Source organism: Methylococcus sp. EFPC2 (genome assembly GCF_016925495.1).
Classification (GTDB): Bacteria; Pseudomonadota; Gammaproteobacteria; order Methylococcales; family Methylococcaceae; genus EFPC2.
In genome coordinates this window covers 1,333,363-1,359,188 of sequence record NZ_CP070491.1, presented here as the reverse complement: position 1 = coordinate 1,359,188, position 25,826 = coordinate 1,333,363, and the positions used below count along the sequence as shown (strand labels likewise).

General features: G+C 61.7%; 21 protein-coding genes and 1 pseudogene. 11 read left to right on the top strand and 11 right to left on the bottom strand.

Annotated features, from left to right (window positions below):
* Positions 1 to 288: 288 nt before the first annotated feature.
* The 4 genes from hflK to JWZ97_RS05710 all read left to right on the top strand — a co-directional run bounded on the left by hflK (position 289) and on the right by JWZ97_RS05710 (position 5,003).
* A complete protein-coding gene (gene hflK, locus JWZ97_RS05725; RefSeq protein ID WP_205433843.1) occupies positions 289 to 1,479 on the top strand; it encodes an FtsH protease activity modulator HflK in 1,191 nt (396 codons plus the stop codon).
* A gap of 53 nt (positions 1,480 to 1,532) precedes the next feature.
* On the top strand, positions 1,533 to 2,336 hold the full coding sequence (hflC, locus tag JWZ97_RS05720) for a protease modulator HflC (protein WP_240342506.1): 804 nt from the start codon (positions 1,533 to 1,535) through the stop codon (positions 2,334 to 2,336).
* A gap of 132 nt (positions 2,337 to 2,468) precedes the next feature.
* Positions 2,469 to 3,662 (top strand): ATP phosphoribosyltransferase regulatory subunit, encoded by a 1,194-nt coding sequence (locus JWZ97_RS05715; RefSeq protein WP_205433841.1) that lies wholly within the window; start codon positions 2,469 to 2,471, stop codon positions 3,660 to 3,662.
* Between the two features lie 42 nt (positions 3,663 to 3,704).
* The gene (locus JWZ97_RS05710; protein ID WP_205434568.1) at positions 3,705 to 5,003 is read left to right on the top strand and encodes an adenylosuccinate synthase; all 1,299 of its coding nucleotides are present in this window, start codon (positions 3,705 to 3,707) and stop codon (positions 5,001 to 5,003) included.
* On the opposite strand, the gene rlmKL is transcribed toward JWZ97_RS05710, so the two are convergent.
* The 9 genes from rlmKL to purM form a co-directional block, all read right to left on the bottom strand.
* Positions 4,994 to 7,228, bottom strand: a complete 2,235-nt coding sequence (gene rlmKL, locus JWZ97_RS05705) for a bifunctional 23S rRNA (guanine(2069)-N(7))-methyltransferase RlmK/23S rRNA (guanine(2445)-N(2))-methyltransferase RlmL (protein ID WP_205433840.1) — start codon at positions 7,226 to 7,228, stop codon at positions 4,994 to 4,996. The two genes, JWZ97_RS05710 and rlmKL, sit on opposite strands and share 10 nt — an antisense overlap.
* A gap of 17 nt (positions 7,229 to 7,245) precedes the next feature.
* Complete coding sequence (locus tag JWZ97_RS05700; RefSeq protein ID WP_205433839.1) at positions 7,246 to 7,809, bottom strand: DUF4124 domain-containing protein; 564 nt, start codon at positions 7,807 to 7,809, stop codon at positions 7,246 to 7,248.
* Between the two features lie 19 nt (positions 7,810 to 7,828).
* On the bottom strand, positions 7,829 to 9,118 hold the full coding sequence (locus JWZ97_RS05695; RefSeq protein WP_205433838.1) for a YhjD/YihY/BrkB family envelope integrity protein: 1,290 nt from the start codon (positions 9,116 to 9,118) through the stop codon (positions 7,829 to 7,831).
* A 22-nt stretch (positions 9,119 to 9,140) separates the two neighbouring features.
* Positions 9,141 to 9,731 carry a transglycosylase SLT domain-containing protein gene (locus JWZ97_RS05690; protein ID WP_240342505.1) on the bottom strand — a complete coding sequence of 197 codons (591 nt, stop codon included), beginning with the start codon at positions 9,729 to 9,731 and terminating at the stop codon, positions 9,141 to 9,143.
* 286 nt (positions 9,732 to 10,017) lie between these two features.
* Positions 10,018 to 10,401 carry a cupin domain-containing protein gene (locus JWZ97_RS05685; RefSeq protein ID WP_205433837.1) on the bottom strand — a complete coding sequence of 128 codons (384 nt, stop codon included), beginning with the start codon at positions 10,399 to 10,401 and terminating at the stop codon, positions 10,018 to 10,020.
* Between the two features lie 46 nt (positions 10,402 to 10,447).
* Positions 10,448 to 12,091 carry a glycosyltransferase family 39 protein gene (locus tag JWZ97_RS05680; protein ID WP_205433836.1) on the bottom strand — a complete coding sequence of 548 codons (1,644 nt, stop codon included), beginning with the start codon at positions 12,089 to 12,091 and terminating at the stop codon, positions 10,448 to 10,450.
* 160 nt (positions 12,092 to 12,251) lie between these two features.
* Positions 12,252 to 13,046 carry a DUF268 domain-containing protein gene (locus JWZ97_RS05675; RefSeq protein WP_205433835.1) on the bottom strand — a complete coding sequence of 265 codons (795 nt, stop codon included), beginning with the start codon at positions 13,044 to 13,046 and terminating at the stop codon, positions 12,252 to 12,254.
* Positions 13,047 to 13,168: 122 nt separating this feature from the next.
* A complete protein-coding gene (locus JWZ97_RS05670) occupies positions 13,169 to 13,906 on the bottom strand; it encodes a glycosyltransferase family 2 protein (RefSeq protein ID WP_205433834.1) in 738 nt (245 codons plus the stop codon).
* Positions 13,907 to 13,920: 14 nt separating this feature from the next.
* A complete protein-coding gene (gene purM, locus JWZ97_RS05665; protein ID WP_205433833.1) occupies positions 13,921 to 14,976 on the bottom strand; it encodes a phosphoribosylformylglycinamidine cyclo-ligase in 1,056 nt (351 codons plus the stop codon).
* A gap of 206 nt (positions 14,977 to 15,182) precedes the next feature.
* On the opposite strand from purM, the gene JWZ97_RS05660 reads away from it, so the two are divergent.
* Complete coding sequence (locus tag JWZ97_RS05660) at positions 15,183 to 15,740, top strand: CDP-alcohol phosphatidyltransferase family protein (protein ID WP_240342504.1); 558 nt, start codon at positions 15,183 to 15,185, stop codon at positions 15,738 to 15,740.
* A 7-nt stretch (positions 15,741 to 15,747) separates the two neighbouring features.
* Here JWZ97_RS05660 and JWZ97_RS05655 read toward each other — a convergent pair whose 3' ends face one another.
* Together JWZ97_RS05655 and JWZ97_RS05650 are read right to left on the bottom strand one after the other, a co-directional pair.
* A complete protein-coding gene (locus JWZ97_RS05655) occupies positions 15,748 to 16,812 on the bottom strand; it encodes an ABC transporter ATP-binding protein (RefSeq protein ID WP_205433832.1) in 1,065 nt (354 codons plus the stop codon).
* Positions 16,809 to 18,500 (bottom strand): iron ABC transporter permease, encoded by a 1,692-nt coding sequence (locus tag JWZ97_RS05650; RefSeq protein ID WP_205433831.1) that lies wholly within the window; start codon positions 18,498 to 18,500, stop codon positions 16,809 to 16,811. The genes JWZ97_RS05655 and JWZ97_RS05650 overlap by 4 nt, the downstream gene beginning before the upstream one ends.
* 332 nt (positions 18,501 to 18,832) lie before the next feature.
* Here JWZ97_RS05650 and JWZ97_RS05645 point away from each other — a divergent pair, with 332 nt between their 5' ends.
* The 6 genes and pseudogenes from JWZ97_RS05645 to JWZ97_RS05615 all read left to right on the top strand — a co-directional run bounded on the left by JWZ97_RS05645 (position 18,833) and on the right by JWZ97_RS05615 (position 25,800).
* The gene (locus JWZ97_RS05645; protein ID WP_205433830.1) at positions 18,833 to 19,732 is read left to right on the top strand and encodes an ROK family protein; all 900 of its coding nucleotides are present in this window, start codon (positions 18,833 to 18,835) and stop codon (positions 19,730 to 19,732) included.
* Positions 19,733 to 19,849: 117 nt separating this feature from the next.
* Complete coding sequence (locus JWZ97_RS05640; RefSeq protein ID WP_205433829.1) at positions 19,850 to 21,517, top strand: ABC transporter ATP-binding protein/permease; 1,668 nt, start codon at positions 19,850 to 19,852, stop codon at positions 21,515 to 21,517.
* A gap of 161 nt (positions 21,518 to 21,678) precedes the next feature.
* On the top strand, positions 21,679 to 23,628 hold the full coding sequence (locus JWZ97_RS05635; RefSeq protein WP_205433828.1) for a class I SAM-dependent DNA methyltransferase: 1,950 nt from the start codon (positions 21,679 to 21,681) through the stop codon (positions 23,626 to 23,628).
* Between the two features lie 2 nt (positions 23,629 to 23,630).
* Complete coding sequence (locus JWZ97_RS05630; RefSeq protein WP_205433827.1) at positions 23,631 to 24,704, top strand: restriction endonuclease subunit S; 1,074 nt, start codon at positions 23,631 to 23,633, stop codon at positions 24,702 to 24,704.
* 3 nt (positions 24,705 to 24,707) lie between these two features.
* Positions 24,708 to 25,081: pseudogene (locus JWZ97_RS05620) on the top strand (DUF1016 N-terminal domain-containing protein).
* Positions 25,082 to 25,251: 170 nt separating this feature from the next.
* A complete protein-coding gene (locus tag JWZ97_RS05615; protein WP_205433825.1) occupies positions 25,252 to 25,800 on the top strand; it encodes a transposase in 549 nt (182 codons plus the stop codon).
* The last annotated feature ends 26 nt before the right edge of the window (positions 25,801 to 25,826 follow it).

The window sequence follows — 25,826 nt, the reverse complement described above, 5'->3', positions numbered from 1 at the left end:
ATCTCAACGACGAGCGGGGCATTATCGCCTGATTTGGCCGCAATGGCATCCCGGCTCGAAGCGCGCGGAGAACTCGCCAAGCAGGATCGCCCGGGAGCGCGGCAGCCATTTCCTGACGCTTTCGATATTCAGCGATCAGCGTGCCAGGGCTGCCGACTCGAGGTCCGGGAGAGAGCGCTGCTTTTGTGCGCCCGGTAAAATTCCTGGATAATTCCGTTTTCTACACTGTCTGTGTATGGGCTCCCAAACGAGCGCATACCCTTGAACCTAAATATCTGGAGTGACGCAATGTCCTGGAATGAACCGGGCGGTAGCAAAAAAGATCCGTGGAGCGGGCGGGATCAGCAGGATACGCCGCCCGACCTGGACGAAGTGTTGCGCAAGCTGCGCGACGGCATAGGCGGTTTGTTCGGCGGCAATTTCGGCCACGGTGGCAGCCCCGGCAAGACGCTGGCGCTGCTGGCCGGCATTCCTTTGGCCATCTGGGGGCTAACCGGGATCTACATCGTCGACGAAGGCAACCGGGGCGTGGTGACACGCTTCGGCAAATACACCGAGACCACCCTGCCCGGCCCGCACTGGCATTTGCCCGCCCCCATCGAAAGCAAGGCGATCGTCAACGTCGAGCAGCAGCGCTTCATCGAGGTCGGCTACCGCTCGGGCGGCGGCCGGCAACAAAATTTGGGCTCGGTTCCCAAAGAAGCCCTGATGCTGACCCAGGACGAGAATATCGTCGATATCCGCTTGGCGGTGCAATACCAGATCAAGGACGCGAGGGCTTACTTATTCAACGTCTACGAGCCCGAAAAGACCTTGAAGGAGATCACCGAAAGCGCCGAGCGTGGCATCATCGGCAAGAGCACAATGAATTACGTCCTGACCGAGGGACGTAGCGGCATCGCCGACGAAATCAAACAAGAAATCCAAGAAGTTCTGGACAAATACGAGGCGGGCATCCGCGTCATTACCGTCAACTTCGTCGATGCGCAGGTTCCGGAAGAGGTGCAGAGCGCCTTTGAAGATGCGATCAAGGCACGCGAAGACGAGCAGCGGTTGAAAAACGAAGCCGAAGCCTATGCCAACGAAGTAGTGCCCAAGGCCCGCGGCGCGGCGGCGCGCCTGCTGGAAGAGTCGGAAGCCTACAAACAGCGCACCATAGCCAAGGCGCAGGGCGAGGCCGGCCGCTTCAAACAACTGCTCACCGAATACGAAAAAGCGCCGGAAATCACGCGCCAGCGCCTTTATCTCGACACCATCGAGTCGGTATTGCAGAAATCGAACACCCTCATGCTCGATGTGAAGGGCGGCAACAACATGATTTACCTGCCTATCGACAAACTGCAGCGGCAATCCACGGCCCTGGACATACCCAGGGAGAGTGAAGGCGTATCGGCCAGCGTCGCCGATAGTATCGACAACAGCGCGAAAAATGCGAACCGTGCGGCGACGTTGCGCGGCCGCGAAAGCAGGGGGCAATAATGGCCGTGAATAAACTCATCGCGATTCCGGTTGCTGCGGCAATCTTACTTCCCATGTCGATTTTCACCGTGAGCGAAAGCCAGAAAGCGATCAAGTTCCGCTTGGGCGAAGTCATCTCCACCGATTACAGCCCGGGGCTTTATTTCAAGATTCCATTCATCAACGATATCAAGAAGTTCGATGCGCGCGTGCTGACGCTGGAATCCAAACCGGAGCGCTTCCTCACGTCGGAAAAGAAAAACGTCGTCGTCGACTCCTTTGTGAAATGGCGCGTCAAGGACGTCTCCAAGTACTACACGACGGTAGCCGGCGATGTGGTGCAGGCGAATATCCGGCTGGACCAGATCGTGAAAGACGCCATGCGAGGGGAGTTCAGCAAACGCACTATCCGTGAACTGGTCTCCTCCGAACGCGACGCCGTGCGGGACATTCTGATCAAGGCCGCCAGCCCGGTTGCGGTGGACTTGGGCATAGAGATCGTCGACATCCGCGTGATGCGCATCGACTTGCCCAGCGAGGTCAGCTCATCTGTCCACCAACGCATGGAGGCCGAGCAGTCCCGCGTGGCGCGCGACTATCGGTCCCGTGGCGCGGAAGCCGCCGAACGCATACGGGCCGACGCCGACCGCCAGCGCGAGGTGCTGCTGGGCAACGCCTACCGTGACGCCGAATTGAAACGGGGCGAAGGCGATGCCACCTCGGCCGAGGTCTATGCCCAGGCCTACGGCAAGAACAAGGACTTCTTCGGCCTCTATCGGAGCCTGACGGCGTACCGGGAGGTATTCCGCAATGAAGGCTCCACCGTCGTCCTGGAGCCGGACTCGGAATTCTTCCAGTATTTCAAAAAATCCAAGTAAGCGGCCTGAAGCAGCCGCTTGCCACCCGCCGCCGCGTCGGGCTCCGGACAGCCTTCCGGAACCGGACGCGGCGACGTCTTTGGTAGGGCCGGCAAATTCGCCGACATTTCATCCACTCATCCACACGCGAACATGTTATCGGAAGACCGATGGTTGCTCCCTGAGGGCGTCGAAGAATTGCTGCCGGCGGAAGCCCGGCATCTGGAAAACCTGCGCCGGGTCGTCTTGGACCTCTTCGAAAGCTGGGGTTATCAACAAGTCATACCGCCGTTCATCGAATACATCGAATCTTTGCTCACGGGAACCGGCCATGACCTGGACCTGCAAACCTTCAAGCTGATCGACCAGATTTCAGGACGACTGCTGGGCGTACGGGCCGACATGACGCCCCAGGTGGCCCGTATCGATGCCCGCCATTCGGTGGGCGATCGACCGTCCCGCCTGTGTTATCTGGGCACCGTGCTGCACACTCAGTCCGACCACCTGGAAAAGTCGCGCTCGCCCATGCAGATGGGCGCTGAACTCTACGGCCATGCCGGCATCGCCAGCGATCTGGAAATCATCCGCTTGATGCTGGCGGTCCTCGATGCCGCCGGTGTCGACGGCATCCACCTCGATCTGGGTCATGTCGGCATTTACCGGACGCTGATCGGGCAGGCCGGGTTGAGCGGCCCGGACGAAACCGAACTGTTCGACATCCTGCAGCGCAAGGCGCATCCGGAACTCAAGGGCTTTCTAGCCTCGACCGGCATCGCCAAGCATACCGGCGAGATGCTGAATGCCGTGATCGATCTGCACGGCGGCATCGAAGTCCTATCCGCCGCGCGCACGCGCTTGGCGCCCGCCGGGGATGCGGTGTTGAATGATCTAAGCGATCTACAGGCCATCGCCGAGCGACTGCACGACGAATATCCGCATCTGCCGATACACATCGATCTGGCGGAACTGCGAGGCTATCACTACAAGACCGGCGTGGTGTTTTCCGCGTTCGTTCCGGGCTATGGTCGTGAAATCGCGCGGGGCGGACGCTACGACGAAATCGGCAAGGTATTCGGCAAGGCCCGTCCGGCCACCGGCTTCAGTGCGGACCTCAAGCTCTTGGCGCGCCTGGGCGAGCAGGAAGAAGACGATTTCGAGCAGCGTACGGTATTCGCGCCGGACCACGGCGACCCCGCGCTGGCGAGTAAAATTGACCGATTGAGGCTGGAGGGCTGGGTGGTCATCCGCGAACTGGCGGGGCAACGGGCCAGCGCGCGCGAGATCGGCTGCCGCCATGAGCTGCGCCCGGCGGGAGACACCTGGGAACTGGCCGAACTAAACGATTGAAGGCGCAACCGTAAGATTCACATCACGATGAGTAATCAGAAAATGGGCAAAAACGTAGTCGTCATCGGCACCCAATGGGGTGACGAAGGCAAGGGCAAGCTGGTCGACCTGCTAACCGAACGCGCCGACGCGGTCATACGCTTCCAGGGCGGGCACAATGCCGGGCACACCCTGGTGATCGACGGGCACAAGACCGTCCTTCACCTCATCCCGTCTGGAATACTCCACGAGGGCGTGCGCTGCATCATCGGCAACGGGGTGGTGCTTTCCCCCGACGCGCTGCTCGAAGAAATCGGGATCCTGGAAAAAGCCGGCGTGCCGGTGCGCGAGCGGCTGCTGATCAGCGAAGCCTGTGCCTTGATCCTGCCGGTCCACGTCTCGCTGGATCAGGCGCGGGAAAGCGCGCGCGGCAGCAAAGCCATCGGCACCACCGGCCGCGGCATCGGCCCGGCCTACGAAGACAAGGTGGCGCGACGCGGACTGCGTGCCGGAGACTTGCTCAATCCTGCCGGTTTCGCGGAGCGCCTCAAGGAACTGCTGGACTACCACAACTTCGTGCTGACCCAGTATTACGGCGCGCCGGCCGTCGATTTCCAGGAAACCCTGGAGCAGCTCACGACCCTGGGCGAACAGATCAAACCCATGCTGATCGACGTGGCCGAAGTGCTTTACGCCCACGCGGATGCCGGCGACAACATTCTTTTCGAGGGCGCGCAGGGGGCCATGCTGGACATCGATCACGGCACCTACCCCTTCGTCACCTCGTCGAACACGACATCCGGCGGCGCCGCCTGCGGCACGGGCATAGGCTTGCTCGATTTCGACTATGTGCTGGGTATCACCAAGGCCTATTCGACCCGGGTGGGCAACGGCCCCTTCCCCACCGAATTGTTCGACGACGTCGGGCGGCATCTTTCGGAAAAAGGCCAGGAGTTCGGCGCCACCACCGGTCGCGCCCGCCGCTGCGGCTGGTTCGATGCCGTACTGATGCGGAAATCGGCCCGCCTGAACAGCCTGAGCGGCATCTGCCTGACCAAGCTGGACGTGCTGGACGGCGTGGAAAAAATCGGCATCTGCACGGGTTACACGATAGACGGCAAGCCGGTCGACTCGGTTCCTGTGGGCGCGGACCAATATGCCCGCTGCCGTCCCGTCATCGAGGAACTGCCCGGCTGGTCCGAATCCACGTTCGGCGTCACCACGCTGGAAGACCTGCCGGCCAACGCGCGCGCCTATATCCGGCGCATCGAGGAATTGGTTGGCGTTCCGGTCGACATCCTATCGACCGGCCCGGACCGCAATCAGACCATCGTCCTGCGGCATCCCTTCGATCAGGACTGAGCTTCGTCCCGCCCCCGGATCATATAACACTGGTGTATCCGGGGGTTGCGTTCGAAGTCCTTGGGTATGGTCTGCCGGCTGACGTCTTCCACCGACAGGCCGCTCAAGGCGGTCCGGTCCAGCTTGAATTTGCGGAAGTTGGTGGAGAAGATCAGCACGCCGCCCGGGGCCAGCAAGGAGGCGGCTTGTTCGATCAGCGCAACGTGGTCGCGCTGCACGTCGAATGCGCCGCTCATGCGCTTGGAGTTGGAGAAGGTGGGCGGATCGAGGAAGATCAGGTCGTAACGGCGCGTACGTTTCGCGGCTTCGGCTTCCAGCCAGCCCAGACAATCGGCCTGGATCAATTCGTGCTGTTTCCCGCTGACGCCGTTCAGCTCCAGGTTGCGCTTCGCCCACTCCAGATAGGTGTTGGACATGTCGACCGTGGTGCTGGCGCCGGCGCCGCCCACGGCGGCGTGGACGGTGGCCGCCCCCGTGTACGCGAACAGGTTGAGAAAGCGTTTGCCGTGCGCCATTTTTCCTACCATCAACCGGGTCGGTCGATGGTCCAGGAACAGGCCGGTGTCGAGATAATCCTCGAAATTGACCCAGAACGCACAGCCACCCTCCTCCACCCGGTGGAAACGGCCGAGGCCGGCCTGTTTTTCGTATTGCGCCGTACCTTTCTGCTTGCGCCTGACCTTCAGATAGACCTGCTCCGGAGGAATTTCCAGCGTGGCCGGCACTACCGCCAAGACTTCGACCAAGCGGCTTTCGGCCTTGTCGGCGGCGACGCTGGTCGGCGCCTCGTATTCCTGGATCGTGACCCAGGTTTTATCGCCCTGGTAGACGTCCACCGCGACGGCGTATTCCGGCAAGTCCGCGTCGTAAAGTCGATAACAACTCACCCCGTTCTGCCGCGCCCAACGCCCCAGGGTCTTCAGGTTCTTGCGCAGCCGGTTGCCGAACATTTCACCACCCGGGCCGATCAAGCCTCGCTGCGCCATGGTTTGCGCCCGGCGGGTGAGTTGCTTGAGCTGGCGAGCCTCCTCGCTCAAGCCGGATTCGTCTTCGTGCGGGGTGAAGTAACGTTCCGGCTCGACCTCGAAGTTGAACAGCCGGCATTCGAGCGCGCCGTTGAACAAGCGATAAAACTTGGTGGCTCGGATACCCAGACGGAATGCCAGCTCGGGATTGCCGGTGAATACGCTCGCATGCCAGCCGCTAAACCGGCTCTTCAAAATTTCGCCCAACTCGGTGTAAAGGGGGATCAGAGTCTGCTGATCGCCCAGCCGTTCGCCGTAGGGCGGGTTGACCGCCAGCAGTCCCGTGGACAGGCGCGGCCTGGCCTCGGACAGCGGCTTGCGCTCCACGTAGACCCTGCCCCGCAGACCGGCGCGCTCGATATTGCCCAAAGCGGCATGGATCGCGTGGCGGTCGAGGTCGTGCCCACCGATGTTGCAAGGCAGGGCCAGGCCCGCGTCGCGCCGGGCGCGCGCTTCGGCGAGCAGGCTGCCCCACAGGTCAGAGTCGTGGCCTTTCCAGTTGAGAAAACCGAAATGCTCGCGCTGCAAACCGGGCGCGATATCGGCAGCGATCCAGGCAGCCTCGATCAGCAGGGTGCCGGATCCGCACATGGGATCGAGCAGTTCGCCGCCGCTACGCGCGATCGCGGGCCAGCCGGCGCGCAGCAGGATGGCCGCCGCGAGATTTTCCTTGAGCGGCGCGGCTCCGCCCTCCAGGCGGTAACCCCGCTTGTGCAGGCTCTCGCCTGAAAGGTCCAGGCTGACGCTGGCAACGTCCTTCTCCAAATAGACATTGACGCGGATATCCGGGCTATCCAGCCGCACCGAAGGGCGCACGCCGCACAGCTCGCGGAACTGGTCGACGATGGCGTCCTTGACCTTCTGCGCCCCGTACTGGGTGTGGCGTATGGCCGAACGCTGGGAGGCGAAATCGACGGCCAGCGTAGCGTCCGGCACCATGTATACGGCCCAGTCTATATCGTGGATGCCGGCGTATAGATCTTCCGGCGTGGATGCCGGAAACTCGGCCAGTTTCAACAGCACCCGATTGCCCAGCCGCGACCATAAACAGGCCCGGTAGGCGGCCTCCAGGCTGCCGGTGAAGGCGACGCCGGCCTTGCGTTCGCGCGCGTCGCCGGCCCCCAGCGCCCGCAACTCGTCGGCGAGCAGCAGTTCCAGACCCAGGGGGGCCGTGACGAAAAAACTATGCGGTTCGCTCAAGCGATCTCCGTTAAATTTCAGCGGGGATAAATCGGCATTCCGGGATAAAAGCCGCGGTACTGTTGTATGACCATCTCGGCCTCCCGGCGTACCCTGTCGAGCTGTATCTGCTTTTGCTGCAACTGCGTGGCCTGCTGCTGCAGGTTTTCACGCAATCGCTGCAGTTCGTGCTCGTATTTCGATTTCATTTCGCTCAGTTCCCGGCCGTTTTCGGTGGTGAAATCCTCCGGCAGCCTGCCGGTCACCAGGGCCGAGCGATGGACGAGCAACTCGTTGACGAGTTTCTGTTTCGCCTCGGGGGTGAACTCATAATCCGGCCCGAATCCGGCGGGCAGTTTTTTCAGCCGCGCGAGTTCTTCGTCGACCCGGCGGACATGCTCGTCCTGCAATTCCTTGCAGGACAGTTCGGGGTAGCCCCGCTCCCTCAGACGCTCCAGCCTTTCGCCGGCCGGCTTGGCCTGCACGCCGACCGGCGGCCGCGAGCCGAAGCGAACCTGGCCGCTCTCGTCGGTCCATTCGTACAAGCTCGCCGCCTGGACCAGAAGCGGGCTCATCAGACTAAGCATGATCAATCTACGCATGAGACCGCCCCCCGGTGATTCAGACCAGAACGTCGCGCAGCGTTTGCCCTGCGAATGTCTGTTGCAGTGTCGCCTCCAGCCCGTCGGTCAACTCGCTCAACGCCGGATGCACGGATTCCGGCGCCGCCGGAACGGGCATTCCCTCGTGGGCACCGCGCAGCGCCGACAGTAACTCCGACAATGGGATGGCCGACAGATCGCGCGCCGGCACATAGTTTCTCCGTTCGCCATCGAGCGGGACGAGCAGACCCGCGTCGGCCAGCACGTTCAGGATCTCGATGACGCCTTCTTCCGGCAGGTCCAGGCGCTCGGACAGTTGCTCGCTGCAATACGGCGCCTCGCCACGCAGGAAGCGCTCGCCCACCAACAGCATGATGGCCAGTCCCGAGCGCTCGTAAAGGCGCGCGCCGAGACGCAGGGGACCCGGACCGAAGCGCAGGTAGCCCGGATGCTGGTAGAAAAAGGATACCTGCACCCCCAGCAGCACGATCAGCCAGCTCACATAGAGCCAGATCATGAACAAGGCCAGAATGGCGAAACTGGAATACACGGCATGGTACTGCGCCGAACCGGCGATAAACAGCTCGAATGCCCAGCCTGCCAGTTTCCAGCAGATGCCACCGAGGACGCCGCCCAGCAAGGCGGCCCTAAAGCGCACCCGGGTATTCGGTATCATCCAGTAGAAAAAGGTAAACGCGACGATCACGAACACGTAGGGCAATAGCTGCTGCAGGCCTTGATAGAGCAGGCCGGGCACACCGTGCGACCACACCCTCGCGGGCCGGTGCCCGAACAGCCCCGCCACGCTGCCGAAGGCGGTGAAGACCAGAAACGGCCCTATCAGGGTGAAGGTCAGGTAATCGCCGAAGCGTCTCAGCAGGGAACGGCTCGTGGGACTACGCCAGATGTGATTGAACGACTCCTCGATCTTCTCCAGCAGATCCACGCTGGTGAAGAACAGGAAAAGAAAGCCGACGCCGCCCAGCACGCCCACTTTCAAGCGTTTGACCGAATCGAGGATGCTCCCGGCCACTCCGTCGGCCTTTTCGCCGAACGGGGCCAGTATCTCGGACAGCAAGGGATACAAATTGGATTCGGCGCCAAAGGTTTTCAACACCGAAAAACCCACGGCCAGTAAAGGAATCAATGCCAGCAAGCTGGTATAAACCAGGCCCATGGCGCGATATTCCAACCCGCCGCCGCGGATCTCCCGGCCGATGGCGATGACCGCGCGCCAAGATGTGGTCATGCGCGGGGAAGTCAGCCAGGTGCGCGCCCGTCCCACCCAGCCTCGAATACGGTCAGTCAAACGCTCTCTCCGGCAGTTTTCGTCATTCGGCGCGCACGAGTTGGGGTCGGCAGGCATCGAGTTGTTTCTGATATCGCCAGGCGACCGAGGCAACCTTGCGCGCCGTCCCTTGCAGCCACGGCTTGGCCCGCCAACTGCCGCGGCGGAATCCGCCCTGCCCCTCGTGGTACGCGAGATACTGGTTATAGGAATCGGTCGGGGCTATGCCGGTCGCGATGCTGGTCTGGTGGATATACCAAGCGACGAAGTCCGCCGCATCGGCGAATTCGTCCCGATCGGCGCCCGTATTGCCAGTCTTGCTCTTATACCAATCCCAGGTCTCGTCCTTGGCCTGCCCGTAACCATAAGCCGACGAGGGCCGCCAAAGCGGTATCCCGAGGAAACGGACGCGCGCCGGCTTCGCGTCGTCCACGAACGAGGACTCCTGATTGATGATGGCCATGATGAGGCAAACCGGCACGCCCCATCGCCTCGAGGAGGAATTGGCGTCTCCGTACCAATCGTCTTTTTCCAGAAAGATGCTGCATAGATTGCTCGTGTTTCTGGGCGGATTCGTCGCGCAGCCAGCAGCCAGCAGCGCCAAGATCATCAACACGATCAAGCGGATATTCATGGTGGCGCCCATTATATCCAAAGCACGGCCGAGTCATGGATTTCATCGAGGACGAGCGCACTGGAAGAAACCGGCCAGGGCTATTATGCCGCCGCGGGAAAACAGGGAATGAATGCTGCCAACGGAAAAACTTTCCGCGCTCGGCACCTTGATAGGACGGGCCCGCACGAAATCAACAAGCCGTTGAGGGCGAGTGGCGGACAATGGACCCCGCATGCCGAAGGGCATACGGGCAGGCGTCTTCGATCCCTTTTCTACCACCCAACCGCCGAGCCCGGGCTTACCTCTATTTGGGCGCCACCAACTCGATAACCAGCAGTTCCGCTTCGCCCTGCCCTACGTTTTCCGCATACATCCACTGGCCGGTCTCCCAAAACACTTCACCCGGGCCATAAACCCGCGATTCGCCGCCCTCGTCGATTTTGATCCGTCCGCGCACCACGTAGCGTGGTCCCGGCCCTTCATGGGTATGCAAGGGCGTCTTGTAATGTTCCGGAAACACCACTTTGGCGACCTTGGTCGTCAGGGCGACCCCGCCAAACTGCGCCTGTTTTTCCAGCAAGTTCTGCCGGGGCGGAACGGCGGCCTGCGCATCGTCGGCCAGCGCCGATGTAGTACCCAGGCCAGCGATGGCCAGCAAAACCGGGCATGCCATAAATAGCATTTTCATAGGGATAGTTGGACCTCGATTAATACAGGGAAGCATTGTAACGCGGCTACTCCATCAGTTCCTTGAGAACATCCGGCCTGGCGACAAGCTCCGCGGCCTTCCATAAAGTGATGCGGCGGCTGCCTCGGTAGAACTGCCCGAATTCGGCGCCCTCTTCCAGCCTTTTTTCCTTGTGGCGATGAATGATCACCGCGTAGTCCTCCGGGTGCCGTTTCAGCCAGTCCACGAAAGCCTCGCTCGCCTCGATTTCCTCCAGCCTGCGTTCGAGACGTCCGAGAAACTGGAAGTCGCCGCTGTATTTGCCGAAATAAGCCACGTCGCGCTCCTGTTGCTGGACCGCCGACAATCGCTGCGCGAACGGGAGCATGTCGTAATAAGTCCAGCCCACCTGACGGTAAACCAAATGGGCGCTGAACAATAAGGCCAGCATGGACAGGGTGAGCGCGCGCACGGCACCGTAGCGGCTGCCCGGCTGTCCGCGCAACAGAAAAATTCCGCTCAGGAGCAAGACTAACTTGGCGGTCAGGGGCGCCGCGTCGGCGATATGCACAGCATCTTCGAGCGATTCCGGCAGGCCGAAAAGCGATCCCGCCACCGGAATCAAGGTAAATGCCAAACCGACGACCAGCAACAGGAAGCCGACGTAAACCTGGTCGTTCCGGATCGCGGGTTGATCGCCACGGCCGAGCAGGCGCGCCAGCAACAAGGCAGCGGACGGCAGCGCCGGAAGCAGATAATGAACTTGCTTGCCGCTGATCAGTGAGAAAATCAGGAATACGGATGCGGCGTGCAGAGCACAAAAGCGCAGCCCGGGATCGAACTGAATACGCCTCAGGCCTCGCCATAGCGGCGGCCAAAGCACCCAGGGGAACATAAGCAGGGGCAAGATTTCCAGATACCACCAGACCGGCCTCTGATGCGCGAAAGCATTGGCGATGCGGCCGGCCGATTGCCCCCAGAAGATCATCCGGCGGTATTCCTCGCCGCCCGCGAAACCGGCGGGTATCGCCCAGGCCAAACCCATCGCGGCTCCCAGCAAGACCGCACCCAGCAGGCCCCGATACCAGTTGCCCCAGCCGGCATCCGGTCGCAAAGCCCCCCACCAGGGAGCCCCCAACGCAACGGGCAGGACCAGCAGTAAAATGACCGGACCTTTGGCCAGCACACCGCCGCCGATACCCAATCCGGCCCAAATCCAGCCGATTCGGGTTTCGCCCCGCCCCGCCCGGCTTATCCCGTGCAAACCCACCAGCACGAAGGTGGTGGTCAGCATGTCGTAGAGCGTCAGCGAACTCCACATCGCCCATACCGGCATGGCCAGCAAAAGCCAGGGCGCCAGCCGGGCGCTCGATTTGGCTTCGGGCCATAAACGGCGGGCCAAGCGCTCTGTGAGGAGCAAATTGCCCAGCGCAAACAGGGAGGGAAGCAGTCGCGCGCTCCATTCGTTCACCCCGAACACCAGCCACATCAGGTTGATGCCCCATAGCAGCAGGGGGGGCTTGTGGCTGTAAGGCTCGCCATTCAAATGCGGTACCAGCCATTGATGCTGCGACCACATTTCCCAGGCGACCGTCACGGCGCGGGTTTCATCGACCGGTGTCAAGGGACGATAAGCCAGGCCCATCAGGACCAGAGCCAGCCACACGAAGACGTAATCCTTGCGGAGCGCGAGGTGCCTAATTATCGTCATCTGAAGGAATGGGCCTGCATGCAAGAAATATAATTAAGAGCCATCAAACATAATAAATAATGCCGGACAAAATGCGTCGCTCCGCCGCACCGCGGCCGACACTGAACGGCCCAACCGGCATGGAAAATCCGGGAAAAATTAGGCAGCCGGCGAACATCGCCTATAACTTTGTCAATTCAAAAATACCGCATCCCAGCCAACAGCCGAAGTTGCCCGCCAAATCCTTTTGCTCGTACTGTACGTGTTCATGCAAGTCGCCCCTATCATCCACAAATGAAATAAAGTCGACCCTATACTTCCCCGCAAAACATTCCATCAGGTAATCAACCGAAAAAACCCTGTGCGCATTAAACTCGATGCGCTGTGGGCCGATGGGAACCGAGAAATAAAACTTTCCACCCGGCTTCACTATCTTGTATAAGTTATCAAACCCACGCACATAACCGTCATAATCCACGGTATCGCCATAACGGCCCAAGCCGAAATGCTCGAGCGCATGAAGGCAGGAGAGCGAATCGCACGAATCGACAAGACTTTGATCCAGGTCGGCCATCAGATCTGCCCGAACGAACTCGATATTGGGTACTTTATTCGATAAGGGGCGAATATCGACCACCTTGATCGGCCTGAACGACGCGACATGGGCCACAAATCCATCTATTCGCGATCCTACATCGACATGCGTTTTCGGCTCATTCTGAAATATTCTTCTGGCGACCAGTAGGTCTTGATGAAAATAATGTCCCTTGGCAACCCCGCCCTCGTCAAATCGGTCTTCGATACAAGGGAAAAGCGCCCCAAAAGGAAACTCCTTTACCGCAAGCGGCACTTGCTTTTTTAGCGTCAGGTAATCGCGAAAAAACAAAATCAAACCACGCAAAGTCCTCAAGCCCTGGCGCGGAGAGAGCAGCAGTATCAAGGGCAGCCGAACGAGCAGCTTAATAATCTTTTTCACGTTGATTCCCTCTTCGTTTTAGGGCGGCAGCCACACCGAAAAATCCCCCTGCCGGTCTAGCCGCTTTGAACATCCGTTCATTGAACACTGAGCCGGGCGCCAGCCCATACTTTAAGCTCAGGCTAGTTGATCAAGGGGCCTTCCGATTCGTCGATGTCTGGAAGGTGGGCCCGTCTCTGCAGCCACATGACCCCGACCAGGTCGACGATGCCTACCCATAGCCGTTGCCAGGTGCCGTATTTGGACACCCCGGCCAGGCGTGGCCGATGGTTGACTTCCACTGAAACGACCTTGCCGCCCGCGCGCTGAGCCAAGGCCGGCAGGAAGCGATGCATGTGATCGAAATAAGGCAGGCGTAGAAAGAGTTCGCGGGAGAATACCTTAAGCCCGCATCCCGTATCCGGCGTGTGATCCCGCAGCAAACCGCCCCGTACGGTGTTGGCCACGCGCGACGAGAAACGCCGCCACCCGGTGTCCTGCCGGCGCTTGCGGTAACCGGCTACCATCGCGAGCGGTTGTTCGGTCTGCAGTTCCATGAGGGCGGACCATAAGCGTGGAATGTCCGCCGGATCGTTCTGGCCATCACCATCCAGGGTCGCGATCACCGGCGCGCGCGCCGCGCGGATACCGGTCAGCAAGGCGGTGCTCTGGCCGCAGGCCCGCCGGTGCCTCAACACCCGTAAGCGGGGAAACTCGGTGCGTAAGGCCAGCAAACGGGATCCCGTATCGTCCAGGCTGCCATCGTCCACGTAGACGACCTCATATTCTCGAACGCCGTCCAGCGCCTGGGCGATTTCGCCGAGCAGCGGGGCGAGATTTTCCGCCTCGTTGTGCACCGGCACCACGACACTCAATTCCATGCCGACTCCCTCGCTCATGCCGACTGGAGCCGGCCGGAGTAGGCCACGGAGGCTGGTCCCGCTTCGATCCGGCCCAAGCGGAACACGTGTTCGCCGGCTTCCGTCAATGTCGCGATCGCGCGCGTTTCGTCCTCGGGACCGACGCAGACGATCATGCCGACTCCGCAGTTGAAGGTACGCAACATTTCCGCTTCCTCGATATTGCCCTGCTCCTTCAGCCATCCGAAGATGGCCGGCAACGCCCAGGCCGACAGGTCGATCGCCGCGGCACTTCCTTCGGGGAGCACCCGCGGAAGGTTTTCCGTGATGCCGCCACCGGTAATATGGGCGAAGGCGTGGACCTCCACGGACTCCAATAGACGCAGCAAGGATTTGACGTAGATGCGGGTCGGAGCCATCAGCCGGTCGCCCAGCGTCTTGTCGCCCAGCAGGTCGTCGAAGCCGGCGCCAGAACGTTCCAAAACCTTGCGGATCAAGGAATAGCCGTTGGAGTGCGGCCCGGAAGACGCCAGGCCCAACAACACATCGCCCGGTTGCACGCGGCTGCCGTCGAGCAGGCGGGACTTTTCCACCACACCGACGCTGAAACCGGCCAGATCGTATTCCCCGGGCGGATACATGCCCGGCATCTCGGCCGTCTCGCCGCCGACGAGGGCGCAGCCGGCCAGTTCGCAGCCTTTGCCTATGCCTTCGATCACGCTGGCGGCGACCTCGACATCCAGTTTGCCGGTCGCGTAGTAGTCGAGGAAAAAGAGCGGCTCCGCGCCTTGCACCACGATGTCGTTGACACACATCGCCACCAGGTCGATACCAACGCCGCCATGACGGCCCGAATCTATGGCGAGTTTCAGCTTGGTGCCGACGCCATCGGTACCGGCCACCAGTATCGGCTGGCGGTAGCGGTCGAGCGGCAGTTCGAACAAGGAACCGAATCCGCCCAGCCCGGCCAGTACGCCGGGGATCCGGGTCCGTGCCGCGACGGGCTTGATCCGTTCCACCAACGCGTTGCCGGCGCTGATGTCCACGCCGGCGCTTTTATAACTAAGACCTGGGTCACGAGTCGTATTCAAGGGCTATTCCTCTGGATGGGGCCTCGGCCCGAGCGAGGCCTAAAGGCCCGCCGGACATGGATAGGGTGGGAGCTTCCGACGCCCGGTTCGCGTGCGACCGCGCCGATCTTCCGCTTCGATTCGAGTGTGGTATTGTACATCGCGGGCGGTGGCTTGTCGGGAGGCTCATCCTTCGTCGCCCTTTACCGTTTTTTTGTGAAACCCACATGATCCGGGCACGCCACATCCCCAATATCATTTCGGTGCTACGCGTGCTGCTGGTCTATCCGGTGGCGCATTACATGCTGAACGGGCGCTACGAACTGGCGCTTTCCCTGTTTATCGTGGCGGGCGTCTCCGACGGCCTCGACGGTTTTCTCGCCAAGCATTACCACTGGCAAAGCAAGCTCGGCTCCCTGCTGGATCCGCTGGCCGACAAGCTGCTACTGCTCACCTGCTTCATCCTGGGTGCGCACCTCGGTCTGCTGCCCGTTTGGGTCACCGCAGCCGTCGTGGCGCGCGACGTGGTCATACTGGGCGGCGCCATCGCCTACTACCTGTTGCTGCATCCCTTCGAAGGCCGTCCGCACTGGACCAGCAAGCTCAATACCTTTCTGCAACTCGTGCTGATCGTCGCCGTATTATTCGAACACGGCGTCGCGCCCTTGCCTCCACTCTTGCTGTCCACTCTGACGTGCCTGGTGCTGGCGACTACGGCGCTCAGCGGCATTATCTACGTCCTCATCTGGGGGCGTAGTTACTGGCGCGAGACGCGCGGCGGCTGAGTGCCGCTCACACGCGCCCTTCCAGGTTGACCAATATCGGTGGCGTAAGCCTGTCCAGGCTGGCATGCAGCCTTTCCCCGAGCGGATAGCGGCTGCAGGAAGGGGCTGTGGCGGATATTTCCTGCCCGCTGTCCAGGCGCAATACATATAACACGTCGGCCCCACGATAAAACCGGCGGATCAGCGTCGCGTTGGACTTCTCGTCCGCGCTCAGGCGCACGTGGCAAGGGCGTACGAGGATACCCACATAGTGACCCAGGGGCGGCGCCTGCGCCGATTCGGGAAGCAGAACATCGCCCAGGGGAGTGTGCAGCAAATCGCCCGCGCCTCCCACCCGTGCGCTCAGCACCACGCCCTGACCGATGAGCTGCGCGACGACGCGATTGGCAGGCTGCTGATAAAGGGTTTCCGCATCGGCCCATTGCTGTAATACCCCCGCCGACATCACGCCGATGCGGTCGGCGGCGGCGAATGCCTCCTGTTGATCCGCGGTCGCCAGCAAAGCGGTCATCTCGGCTTCCTTGAGCATCAGACGCAGATCGTGCGCTAGACGCAATCGGTTTTCCGCATCCGCATCGGCGAAAGGCTCGTCTATCAGCAGGAGCCGCGGCCTAGGCGCAATGGCACGCGCGAAGGCCAGCCTACGCTGCTGATCGGCGGTCAATTGATACGGATGGCAATGCGCCGCCCCGCCCAGCCCGAAGAGTACAAGCATCTCGGCGATGCGCCCCTGCCGTTCGCCGGACCTGATTTCGCTCAGACCGAATGCGATATTCTCCGCCACCGTCAAATGGGGGAAAAGCGCAAAATCCTGAAACACCACCCCGACCAGCCTATCCTCGGGAGGCACGGTCACCAGCGGGGAGGCCACCTTGGCGCCGTCGATGTGTATGGCTCCCCGCGAAACCGGCTCGAATCCGGCGATGGCCCTGAATAAGGCCGTTTTGCCGCAACCGCTCGGCCCCAGCAGGCAACCGATCATCCCCGGCGGCAATTGCAGCGTAACGCCCTTGATCACCAGATGCGCGCCGCGTGTCACGTGGACCGCGCTCAACTCCAGACGCGGACTCACCGATGGCGCTCCGCCGCCCGCGCCAGCAATAGCACCGGGATCAGCCCTATGCCGACCAGAGCCATGGCTGGCAAGGAGGCCCGCTGCCAGTTGCCTTGCACCGCGTACGCGTATGTCCTAACGGCCAGGGTGTCCCACCCGTCGGGACGTAGCAGTAGGGTGGCGGGTAATTCTCTTGCGATCTCCACCATGGCCAGTATCCAGGCTTCGAACAGCCCGCCGAGCAGCAGCGGTGCGTAGAGCCGGCGCCACAGCGCGTATCCCTTCACGCCCAGACTGCGCGCCGCCGCTTCCATGCCGGGCGTCAGGCGCTCGATACCCTTGTCGATGGCGCCAAAGCCGGCCGCCAGAAATCGGATGACATAAGCGGCCAGCAAGCCCGAGAGCCCGCCGATAAGGGAGAGAGCCGACGCATGGCCGCCTGCCGACCCTTCGAGTTCCGCCAGCACGGAATAGACCGCTATCGCCACGGCCACGCCGGGCATCGCGTAGCCCAAGCTCGCCAGGCGCACGACCAGCCGCGCCGGCCGGGCCGCTCGATCACGATAGCGCCATCCCAAGACGAGCGCTCCGGTGGCGATCAGGGCTGCGCCGGCTCCCGCCAGCATCAGGGTATTCAGCGCGGGTTCGAAAAATTGGCTGTCATCGGGCGAGAGCAGCCCCACCACACCCCATATCACGATCTGGGTGACGGGAAGGACAAAGGCCAGCATGAGCACCGATCCCGCGGCGGCCGTCGCCATGACGGCGCGCCAGCCGTCAAGCCGCCTGGTCCGCACGCGCGCACGCGGGGTGGCGGCTTGACGGCGTCGTTGACGGAGGCGCAGGGACTGTTCGGCGCCGGCGACCAGAAGCGTAAACAACAGCAGCAAGGCCGACAGCCTGCCGGCGAGCGGCAGATCCAGGCCCACTCCGGTCCGGTAGATCGCGGTGGTGAATGTTTCGTAGCCGTAGAGCGAAACCGCACCGAATTCGGCCAGCGTTTCGATGCTTACCAGGGCCAAGCCGGCGCCGATCCAGGGCCAGGCCAAAGGCAGGCTGACACGGAAAAAAACCGTCCAGGGTCCCGCGCCCAAGCTGCGGGCGGCCTCCATGATCGGTATCGAGCGCTGGAGAAAGGCGTTGCGCGCCAGGAGATAGACATGGGGATAAAACGCCAGCACGAGCGCGACCGTCAAGCCCGCTCCGGAGCCCGGGGAAGGCAAGCGGACATCCGCGCCGAACAAGGCACGCCCGGCGGTGAGAACGGGGCCGCTGGTTTCGAACGCGCCGAGCAGGACGAAAGCCAGCACATAGGCCGGCATCGCCAAGGGTAGCGCCAGGGCAGTCACCAGCCAGTCGCGCCCGGGAAAACGGTACAGAGAGGTGAGCCAAGCCAAAGCGGTGCCGATGATTCCGGCGCCGGCCACCACCCCCAATGCCAGTTCGACGGTATTGCCCAGCAATTGCGGCAGCATGGGCGTCGCCCATGCTCCGGGTTCCGCCCCGAACAGGGTCGATCCCGTCTGCAGTACCGGCATCAAGACCAGTGCGCACAGCAGCAGACACAGTATGCCCAACAGTCGTTGGGAAAACCGGCCGGTCGTGGGTGCTGAAAAAGGTGCGTCCGTTCTGTCGGCCTGCGTCACCCCTACCGGTGACTGGCGGTTCTTGGGCAAATTCCCGGCCCGCTTAAGCCATCTGCGCAATCGGGTAGGGCCGCCGGCCGGAGAACGGCCGGGAAAAACGCGATCTCGCTGCGCGAACGTGGCTAGGGGAGTATGCGTACACGGACATAAGTCGAGACTCCTGGCGAGATGTCAGGCTGACGAACCCTTCGGGCCGAAACGACATGGGAATACTTCGCCCGTGGGAATTATTCACATCGCGCGAGGAAGTGTCCAGCCGTTCCGGCCGCCTCCGGATCGTCGCACGGACGCCGCCGGGACGGGGACCGGCGCGGGATGGGCCAAGATGGCATGTGCGGGCCGGGACGCTTAGAATCTGCCCCCTTTTCCTCATGATTTAAGGCGGAGCGGGCATGCAACTGCGGGCGGGTATAGACCTCGGCGGCACCAAGATCGAACTCATCGTACTCGACGATGGTGATCAGGAAGTCTGGCGCCGCCGGATTTCCACGCCCCAGGGCAACTACCCGGCAACCCTGGACGGCATAGCCGCGCTGGTTACGGATGCGGAACGCGAACTGGCCGTCCGGCTCACGGTCGGGATCGGAACGCCCGGGGCGACCTCACGGGTCACAGGACGGCTCAAGAATTCGAACTCGACCTGCCTGAACGGCCAGCCGTTGCAGGAGGATCTGCAGCGGAAATTGAACCGTCCGGTACGCATGGCCAACGATGCCGACTGCTTCGCCTTGTCCGAGGCCAGCGACGGCGCGGCGGCGGGTGCCACGGTGGTTTTCGGCGTCATCCTCGGAACCGGCGTTGGAGGCGGGATCGTGGTGAACGGCAGACTCCTGAACGGACCCAACGCCATCGCCGGCGAATGGGGCCATAACCCCCTGCCCTGGCCGCGTGACGATGAAAGACCGGGACGGGCTTGCTATTGCGGACGCTCGGGCTGCATAGAAACCTGGCTATCGGGCCCCGGACTCGCGGCCGATCATCTGCACATGACCGGGAGCCCCCTGACGGCACCGGTCATCGCCGAATCCGCCAGGAACGACGCCGCCTGTGAAGCCAGTCTGCGCCGCTACGAAGAGCGCCTGGCCCGTGCACTGGCGCATGTCGTCAACATCCTGGACCCCGACGTGATCGTGCTGGGCGGTGGGCTATCCCAACTGGAAAGGCTATACCTCAACGTGCCTCGGCTGTGGAATGACTGGGTATTTTCCGACCGGGTGGACACGCGACTGACACCGCCCCGGCACGGCGACTCCAGCGGGGTGAGAGGTGCGGCATGGTTGTGGGACAAGTAGATTTGCCCCTCATCCTGCCGCGGCGGACGGAAGAGCGGTCGCCGCTCATGGGCATAGGTTTTAATCACGCGCCGTATTTCGAAGCACTATTAAGAATAACTAAAAGGGGATTTTGAATTGAAAACCAAGCCGAACCGGGAGCAGCTACTTAACGCCGCCAAGAGTTTCGTCGCGTCGGAGGTCGGCGGAAAAGCCCTGTACTTGTCCGCCGCCCTCCTATTCTTGCTGCTCGCGGTCAACGGGCTCAATGTCGTCAACAGTTTCGTCGGGCGCGATTTCATAACCGCCCTGGCCGAGCGCAACGCCGACGAATTCACGGTCCAGGCCATTCTTTACCTCGTCGTCTTCGCCCTTTCCACGCTCGTCGCGGTGATTTTCCGATATACGGAACAAAAGCTGGGCATGTTATGGCGAGACTGGCTCACCCGCCGCCTGGTTGGCGCTTTTCTCGCCGATCGCACTTATTACCGCCTCAAGCAGGACGGCGGAATAGAAAATCCCGACCAGCGCATCGCGGACGATATACGCTCGTTTACCGTGACCACGCTGTCGTTCGTATTGATGATTCTGAACGGCAGCATCACGATCATCACCTTTTCCGGCGTCATGTGGACCATCAGTCCCCAGCTGTTCGCGGTGACGCTCGCTTATGGAGCGCTGGGCTCGTATCTCACGCTGAAACTCGGCCGCCCCCTCATCGGCATGGAATACAGCCAACTGGACAAGGAGGCCGATTTCCGCGGCACCCTGCACCATGTATGGCAAAACACGGAATCCATCGCGCTCGCCCAACGCGAAGAGAACATCGAGACGCGGCTGTCGCAAAGGATGCACAGTTTGATCGCCAACTATCAGCGCATCATCTTGATGCACAGAAACCTGGGCTTTTTCACCACGGGCTATAACTATCTCATCCAGATCCTGCCCACCCTGATCGTCGCCCCCCTGTTTCTGCGCGGCGAGGTGGAATTCGGCGTGATTACCCAATCGGCGATGGCATTCGCTCACCTGGTCGGCGCGTTTTCCCTCATCGTCAATCAATTCCAGTCCTTGTCCTCGTTCGCCGCCATCATCGCAAGACTGGGCGCGCTCGGCGAAGTCATCCGCGAATCCCGCTCGGGCCGCTCCGAAGGGATCGTCATTTCCCGCGACGAAAAAAATTGGAGCTACGACAAGCTGAGCCTATTGCCCCCCAAAGGCGATAGGCCACTGCTGAGCGAACTCAGCCTGAGCGTGCCGGCGAAGTCCCGGGTATTGATCGCCGGCCCCAACGAGGACGCCAAGCAGGCTTTGTTCAAAGCCAGCGCGGGCCTGTGGGAGCATGGCTCCGGGCATATCATCCTGCCCGGCGCGGAGCAGATACATTTTCTGCCGGAACGCCCTTATTTTCCTCCCGGCACCTTGAGGGAGTTCATCGCGGGGGTTAGCGGAAATCACCCGGCCGACGGCGAGCCTTGCGATGCGATCCTCAAAAAACTGGGCTTGATGCCCGTAGTGAACAGCTTGGGCGGCCTCGATCGGGAACACGATTGGACGAGCGTGCTGTCGCTGGACGAGCAGCAGTTGTTTTCGTTTGCCCGCATCCTGCATGCCCGACCTTCCTACGTATTTCTCAACCGGGTGAGCGGTACGCTGAGTGCCGGACGTTTCCACGACATGCTCGAACTGCTCTCGGAACACTCGATCGGATATCTCAACATCGGCAAAGCCGACGAGCCCGAGGACGATTACGACGCGGTGCTCGAACTGAAGGCCGATGGCCTGTGGAATTGGCGCGACAGATAAAGTCCCGGCCATACCTGGGTATCGCGCGCGGCGCGCGTGCGAAGTCGGCAAACCAAGCGCTTGGACCCGCCATGACAAAACCGCTCGCAATTTTCTCGGGGCCATACACCTGGCCGCCGCTGTCGTTTGTTCGACAGATCACACCCTGAACTTGACTGACCATGCACTGGATCGCCCCCTCCGAAAAAGACACCGCCGCCGCCAATCTGGAAAAACGCCTCTGGGACGCCGCCGACCAATTCCGCGCCAACTCGGGGCTGAAGGCCCAGGAATATTCCGGTCCTATCCTCGGACTGATCTTTCTACGTTTCGCCGATGTCCGTTTCTCCGCCCAGCGCTCCAAGCTCTCGCTCCCCTCGCCCTCCGGGACAAATCCGCCGGGAGCGGATTTGGTCGGGCGAAGCCCGCCCGGAGGGTTCCGGGCAGGAAAGCCCGGAAACACTGGGACCGGCGGTGAGGGGGCGCAGCTGTCGCGCCGCGGCAGCCGGGTGGATGAACCCGCCGCCTATCATGCCGAAGGCGTGCTGTACCTGAGCCCCGAGGCGCGATTCGACTACCTGCTCGCACTGCCCGAGGCCATGGATATCGGCGGCCAGATCAATGCCGCCATGCGCGACATCGAGAAGCAGAACCCGCAGCTTTCCGGCGTCCTGCCCAAGACCTACAACCTGTTCACCAGCACCCTGCTCAAGGAATTGCTGAAGAAGGTATCGGAGATTCCCGCCAGCGTGGACTACGACGCCTTCGGCCGCATCTACGAATACTTCCTCGGCGAGTTCGCCCGCACCGAGGGCCAGAAGGGCGGCGAGTTCTACACGCCTTCATCCATCGTCAAGCTGCTGACGGAAATCATCGAACCCTTCCACGGCCGCATCCTAGACCCGGCCTGCGGCTCCGGCGGCATGTTCGTGCAATCGGCACGCTTCGTCGCCGAGCGCCAGAAGAACCCCGCCGCCGAGTTGGCCATCCACGGCGTCGAGAAGACCGACGAGACCGGCCGGCTGTGCCGCCTCAACCTCGCCATCCACGGGCTGGAAGGCGACATCCGCCACGGCGGCCAGGTCAACAGTTACTACGACGACCCCCACGACGCCATCGGCTGGTTCGACTTCGTCCTCGCCAATCCGCCCTTCAACGTCAACGCCGTGGACAAGGAAAGGCTCAAGGATCAAGTCGGCCCCGGCCGCCGCTTCCCCTTCGCCCTGCCGCGCACCGACAACGCAAACTACCTGTGGATCCAGCTGTTCTATTCCTCGCTCAACAAGCAGGGCCGCGCCGGCTTCGTCATGGCCAACTCCGCCTCCGACGCCCGCGCCTCTGAGCAAGACATCCGCCAGAAGCTCATCGAAGCCCGCGCCGTCGACGTGATGGTCGCGGTCGGCCCCAACCTGTTCTACAACGTCACGCTGCCCTGCACCCTGTGGTTCCTCGACCGAGGCAAAGCAAACCTCCCTCTCCCTTTGGGACAAATCCGCCGGGAGCGGATTTGGTCGGGCGAAGCCCGCCCGGAGGGTTCCGGGCAGGAAAGCCCGGAAACAAAGGGCCGGGGTGAGGGCGAAGTCAATCACGCCAACACCATCCTCTTCATCGACGCCCGCCACATCTACCGCCAGGTCGACCGCGCCCACCGCGACTGGACCCCGGCGCAGATCGGCTTCATCGCCAACCTGGTGCGGCTCTATCGCGGCGAGGCGCTGGACTACACCCTCGGCGGCGAAGAGGCCGAAGCTAAGATCAAGGAAGTTTTCTCCTCTCGCCCCTTGGGAGAGGGGCCGGGGGTGAGGGCTGAAGCGATCAATGCTTCAACGGCTTCGCCCCAAGCATCAGGTGCGCAGGCCCTCACCCCAACCCCTCTCCCACAGGGCGAGGGGCTCGTCTACCGCGACATTCCCGGCCTCTGCAAAGCCGCCACCCTGAGTGAAGTCGAAGCCCAAGGCTGGTCCCTCAACCCCGGCCGCTACGTCGGCGTCGCGCCGGGCGAGGACGTGAGCGACGAGGACTTCAAGGAACAGCTCGAAGAACTGAACGAGGAACTGGAAGCGCTGAATGCTCAGGCGCGGGAGTTGGAGCAGATCATCGCCGCGAATGTGGCGGGGATATTGGAGGCGTGAGGATGGAAACGACGACGCTCGGCGAACTCATCAGCCTTCAGCGTGGCTACGACCTCACTGAAATGCAGCGTCGTCCGGGCAATGTGCCAATCGTCGGCTCAGCCGGCGTCCACGGCTACCACGACACAGCAAGAGCAAAAGGGCCAGGCGTCATGCTCGGTCGAAGCGGCGCATCGTTCGGCAAAGTTACGTTCATTCGGGAAGACTATTGGCCGCATAACACTACGATTTTCGTCACAGACTTCAAAGGTAACGAGCCACTGTTCGTCCGGTACCTCTTGGAAAGCCTCGATTTCTCGTCACTGAACTCCGGCAGCGCGCAGCAGTCCTTGAACAGGAATTTCGTTTACCCGGTCAAAGTGCCAAAGGTTTCGCTGCCGGAGCAACGACGCATCGCGGGCATTCTGTCGGCCTACGATGATCTCATCGAAAACTGCCAGCGGCGCATCAAGATACTGGAGACGATGGCCCGCGCCCTCTACCGCGAGTGGTTCGTCCACTTCCGCTTCCCCGGCCACGAAAACGTCCCCCGCGTCGCCTCTCCCCTCGGCGAGATTCCGCAGGGGTGGGAGGTACAGAAGCTCGGCGAAATTCTCGAATTGAACTACGGCAAGGCTCTGAAGAAAGAAGATAGGCGCGACGGTGCATGTCCAGTCTTCGGCTCCAGCGGTGTGGTCGGCACTCACGAGACTGCTTTGGTCCAAGGACCTGGGATAATTGTTGGCCGCAAAGGAAATGTCGGAAGCGTGTTCTGGTGCGACGATGATTTCTTCGTTATTGATACGGCGTATTTTGTGACTTCGAAGAAATTACCGTTGCGCTACCTGTTCTATGTTCTGCCGACGCTAAATTTCATCAACAGCGATGCAGCCGTGCCGGGCTTAAGCCGCAATCAAGCTTACGCGCTCAACGTGCTCGTCCCACCTGCGGACATACTTTCAAGTTTCTGCGGGCTCGCCGATGCGTTTGAACGGCAGGGGGCTACGCTCCAACGCCAAATCCAAAACCTCCGCCGCGCCCGAGACCTCCTGCTGCCGCGCCTGCTCTCCGGCCAGATCGACGTCGAGGCCGCCTGAGCCATGATCGACATCATCCCGCTTCCCGCCGATTACGCCGCCTGGTTGACCGAGCTGAAGGCCCGCATACACGCCGCCCAGCAGCGGGCGGCCCTGGCGGTCAATCGCGAACTGGTGCTGCTGTACTGGCAGATCGGCCAGGACATCCGGGCACGGCAGGACCGGGAGGCTGGGGCGCCAAGGTCATCGAGCGGTTGGCGCAGGACCTGCGCAATGCTTTTCCGGAAATGAAGGGTTTTTCGCCGCGTAATCTCAAGTACATGCGCGCCTTCGCCGAGGCGTGGCCGAATGCCGAATTTGTGCAAGGGGTGCTTGCACAATTGCCCTGGTATCACCATCTGGCGCTGCTCGACAAACTGCGAACCGAGTCATCGTAGGGTGGGCAGGCTCGGCCGGCCCACCGAACCGGTGGGCAAACCAACAGCCGTTTACCCACCCTACGTTATCAATATGGTAGGGTGGGCGAGCGCCAGCTTGCCCACCATAGCCGACCATCGCCCACCATCCCCATTCCCACCCGATCAACCCAGCAAAGCCAAGGACAGCCATGCCGAGATACCTCCGCGCCAAAGGACCTGGAAACCAATATTTCTTCACGGTGGTCACCTATCGGCGCCGGCCGATACTGACCTTGCCGGAAAGCCGCTCCGCGTTGCGGCAAGCCGTCATCACCGCCCGCAAAGGCGCGCCTTTCGGCGTAGATGCCTGGGTATTGCTGCCCGATCATATGCATTGCGTCTGGTCCTTGCCGGACGGCGACAAGGATTATCCGCGGCGCTGGAACGTGATCAAAACCACGTTTTCTCGTTTGATGAAGGGACTGTTGAACGATGAACGCGCCATGACGGCTTCGCGGGAAAAACATCGGGAATTGAGCATCTGGCAACGCCGCTATTGGGAACACCAAATCCGCGATGCCGAGGATTTACACCGGCACTACGACTATATCCATATCAATCCGTTGAAACATGGTTTGGTGAGCCGGGTTGTCGACTGGCCCTATTCGACCTTTCACCGATTCGTTGCGGAGGGCATTTATCCGGTCGGTTGGGCCGGGAGCCGTGTTTCGGAAAGCGGGGCGGATTATGGTGAATGATACATTGCGGTGGGCAAGCTGGCGCT

Coding starts and splice junctions, on each gene's coding strand:
- hflK (WP_205433843.1), top strand. CDS start 289: ATGTCCTGGAATGAACCGGGCGGTAGCAAAAAAGATCCGTGGAGCGGG.
- JWZ97_RS05635 (WP_205433828.1), top strand. CDS start 21,679: ATGCACTGGATCGCCCCCTCCGAAAAAGACACCGCCGCCGCCAATCTG.
- JWZ97_RS05690 (WP_240342505.1), bottom strand. CDS start 9,731: ATGAATATCCGCTTGATCGTGTTGATGATCTTGGCGCTGCTGGCTGCT.
- JWZ97_RS05645 (WP_205433830.1), top strand. CDS start 18,833: ATGCAACTGCGGGCGGGTATAGACCTCGGCGGCACCAAGATCGAACTC.
- JWZ97_RS05685 (WP_205433837.1), bottom strand. CDS start 10,401: ATGAAAATGCTATTTATGGCATGCCCGGTTTTGCTGGCCATCGCTGGC.
- JWZ97_RS05615 (WP_205433825.1), top strand. CDS start 25,252: ATGCCGAGATACCTCCGCGCCAAAGGACCTGGAAACCAATATTTCTTC.
- JWZ97_RS05700 (WP_205433839.1), bottom strand. CDS start 7,809: ATGCGTAGATTGATCATGCTTAGTCTGATGAGCCCGCTTCTGGTCCAG.
- JWZ97_RS05660 (WP_240342504.1), top strand. CDS start 15,183: ATGATCCGGGCACGCCACATCCCCAATATCATTTCGGTGCTACGCGTG.
- JWZ97_RS05710 (WP_205434568.1), top strand. CDS start 3,705: ATGGGCAAAAACGTAGTCGTCATCGGCACCCAATGGGGTGACGAAGGC.
- JWZ97_RS05680 (WP_205433836.1), bottom strand. CDS start 12,091: ATGACGATAATTAGGCACCTCGCGCTCCGCAAGGATTACGTCTTCGTG.
- hflC (WP_240342506.1), top strand. CDS start 1,533: ATGTCGATTTTCACCGTGAGCGAAAGCCAGAAAGCGATCAAGTTCCGC.
- JWZ97_RS05630 (WP_205433827.1), top strand. CDS start 23,631: ATGGAAACGACGACGCTCGGCGAACTCATCAGCCTTCAGCGTGGCTAC.
- JWZ97_RS05715 (WP_205433841.1), top strand. CDS start 2,469: ATGTTATCGGAAGACCGATGGTTGCTCCCTGAGGGCGTCGAAGAATTG.
- JWZ97_RS05670 (WP_205433834.1), bottom strand. CDS start 13,906: ATGGAATTGAGTGTCGTGGTGCCGGTGCACAACGAGGCGGAAAATCTC.